The sequence below is a fragment of the Sporosarcina sp. Y352 genome (assembly GCF_056786535.1).
In genome coordinates this window covers 1-3,234 of record NZ_JBXCJE010000031.1, presented here as the reverse complement: position 1 = coordinate 3,234, position 3,234 = coordinate 1, and the positions used below count along the sequence as shown (strand labels likewise).

Below are 3,234 nucleotides of genomic sequence, written 5' to 3'. Positions count from 1 at the left end.
TTTTTGGAGGGCTATTTGTCATGCACAAAATAGTATATCATAAGATTAATAGTAATTTTAAAGAAAAATATTGACATCCTATTAGCTGGTTTAGTTGAAGAACAGGGGCTTCTTAGGGAGCTCTTTTTTCTTATTGTGCTAACGAAGCTGTTATACACAGTGTCAGCAGTGAAATGGTGTCAGAATGCCCCTTTTATCATTGCGTACATGTAGGCAGCGATACATGTCGGAGGACTTGAGATGGAGCCTGTGTGTACGATTTTAGCTTTGAAAGGCTGAAGCAGTTGTTATATCAGGCAATCGAACCTATCATACTCACCTACTCCAAGTGTAGACCTAACATTGTATACGTTGGAAAATCATACTGTATATAATTAGCCTTATTTACAGTATACAAGGGATAGGGTAATTACATAAAAAACCATTGGATTTGAACTTTATAATTGGTCATTTTTTTATGAATATCTATAATCGGTAAATTTGGGCTAATCAAAATTGGACTTTTTGGGGGAGAAAGCGTGAAAATAGCTAGGATCTTTTATACGGTGTCTTTACTCATTTTTCTAGGTGGTTGTGACCAGACGAATATCAAGGATACAAACGACGATCCAGAGAAAAAGGCTTTAGCATTTAATCCAGTGGGTATTGATTCAGGAAGTGAAAGTGACTACGATATTTTATTGAAAATGAATGATCAAGAATTATTTACAGTGGATGCATCGATAACAGTGAAAAATACTTCGCCGAATATGTGGAAAGATTTAACGTTTTACTTTATTCCAAATATGTTTACAGAAATCAATTCTCCACAATTACATAAACCATCTACTCTTTTAATAGAAACTATTAATTTAAATGGTGAAAATGCTAATTTCAGCCTTGATAAGGATCGCCTATCTGTTGAGTTGAATGAAAGTTTAGAACCTGATGGGACTGTGATTGTCGATGTGAAATATCAATTCACTTTACCCGAACAAGGTAAGAGGTTTACCAAAAATAAAAAGAATCATTTTTTGGCACAGTGGTATCCAATGCTTGCTACTTACCGCAATGGTAGCTGGAACAAAGAAGACTATCGTTTTAAAGGGGAAACGTACCATACATCGTTTAGTAATTTTAAACTACGCTATGATGTTCCGAAAGAACTAACCATAATTACTACAAGTGACGAAGATAGCTATCCAAGTAAAAGTTCTGGAACCCTTGAAGCAATAAATGTAAAAGAGTTTTTTGTGGCCCTGCTAAAGGAACATACAATTATTCAAAAAGAAATTGGTGATATTAATGTAAGAGTGTTTGGGGTGGATGATAGAAAAGATTTGCACGAGGAAATACTTCAAATTGCTGTAGAAGCCTTAGATTTTTTTCAAGAAACGATTGGCCCATACCCTCATAAGCAGCTGGATATAATATTAGATGAACCAGGAATGGAATATCCAGGCATCGTTACTGCTGGATCAATTAATAATAGGGATCCACTTAAATCCGAATCATTAAAAAGAAATGTTGTGCACGAAATAGCCCATCAATGGTTCTATGGAATAATTAGCAATGACCCTTATCACGATGCTTGGCTTGATGAAGGGTTCACAGCATTTGCAACTCGGTTGTTTTATTCAGAGTATGAAGACGTAGACTTTTATTTTGAACAAAGTGATGAACGCTTAAAAGATCTACCTTTACCCGTAAATCTTTCTTTAGGTGAATATTCTCCAGAGACCCAAAGCTCATATATGTATGGAAAAGCACCTTCGATGTTAGGGATGATATTTCAAGCAAACGGTGGTAAAGACAATGCTGAAAAGTTTCTTAGAAGTTATTTTAATTATTACCAATACAAAGAGATAGATACTAGTGAATTTACAAGGTTTATGAAGCATTATTTAGAAATAGACGATGAAGCTATTTTTGAAGACTGGCTACAACTAGAATCAGCTCCAAATCCTTAGAGGACATTGCGATAATTGCAACAAACCCTTATTTAATAAATACGTATAGATGGTTTATTCTTATGCGGATGTTTAAGAGTATTTGACCATTAACTAAATGTTGGTTGTCAGCAATGAAATGGCGTTAAAATACCCCTATTATCATTGCGTACATGTAGCCACTGTGGGTACGATTTGCCATAAAGGCCTGAAGCAGTTGTAGCATCGGGCAAATGAACCCATACCCACACTCCACCAAGTTAGAAATTGGCCAGTTTTGTTTCTTTACACCTATTGAATACGGTTGGAAATCATACTGTATACAAGGGTGCTTTAGTCGAACAACAGGGGGCTTCTTAGGGAGCTCTTTTTTCTTATTGAACTAAAGGGACAGGTTAGTTGAAGAGTGTTGTTTAACTTGTGTTCACGCACAATATTCTTTATACCCATGGATTAAAACTATATTTTTATTGTCAAACGTATAGCAAGGATGCATCCACTTAAATTCTTCGTTCAGCTCCTCACACTTAAAAGCGCTATCCCGTAACTTCACATATTCGACCTTCCATTTCCTGGTCTTACTTAAATATTCATCAACTTTAGGATTCTTCCTCCCTGTTACCATCAAAATACACTCCTCTTAGGTTCATGTTGGTATGATAATATATCAGTTTAATCTTCCGAAACTACTCAGTCCTCTCTAGAACTGATTTTTCATTAAGAATTTTAAAACTTTTTTCGTGCAAATTACGAATATACTTATAGGGCAATGATATTGGAAAGCATGTGATGAATAAATGGAGAATGATTTACGCTGGATCAAACAGATAAAGAAATATGCCAGTGAGTCCGCGGCGAATGCGCTCGTGTCGAAATATTATAAGGAAATGTATGCTTTTCATTATAAGCAGACGCTGGACGCAGAGCTATCACTGGATTTAACGCAGGAGATTTTCATTGCCGTCTTGCAATCCATACATACCTATGACCCGAAAAAAGCATCTTTTCGTACATGGCTGTATAGGCTCGCTTCAAACCATATCGTAGATTATTTCCGTTCTAAGCATTATCGATATGCGCAATTTACCCGGCCGATCGAGGACATCCATCAGGAATTTGAAGATGAATACAATATGGAAATCTCATTTGAATACAAGGAGCAGTTCGAGCTTGTCAATGAGCTCGTCAATCGGCTTGATGCACATTCACAGCAAATTATTCGCTTGAAACTCTTCGGTGATTATACGTTGAAGGAGATTGCATCCTTTGAAGCAATTCCCATATCGACTGTGAAAACTAGATACTA

General features: G+C 36.2%; 2 protein-coding genes and 1 pseudogene. 2 read left to right on the top strand and 1 reads right to left on the bottom strand.

The window, feature by feature from the left end:
- Positions 1 to 518: 518 nt before the first annotated feature.
- The gene (locus tag AC1TO6_RS21045) at positions 519 to 1,949 is read left to right on the top strand and encodes a M1 family metallopeptidase (RefSeq protein ID WP_482103538.1); all 1,431 of its coding nucleotides are present in this window, start codon (positions 519 to 521) and stop codon (positions 1,947 to 1,949) included.
- A gap of 406 nt (positions 1,950 to 2,355) precedes the next feature.
- Here AC1TO6_RS21045 and AC1TO6_RS21040 read toward each other — a convergent pair.
- Positions 2,356 to 2,553: pseudogene (locus AC1TO6_RS21040) on the bottom strand (DUF1801 domain-containing protein); the annotation flags it as partial.
- Between the two features lie 172 nt (positions 2,554 to 2,725).
- On the opposite strand from AC1TO6_RS21040, the gene AC1TO6_RS21035 reads away from it, so the two are divergent.
- Positions 2,726 to 3,234 (top strand): RNA polymerase sigma factor (locus AC1TO6_RS21035; protein ID WP_482103537.1); only part of this gene is annotated, 509 nt, incomplete at its 3' end.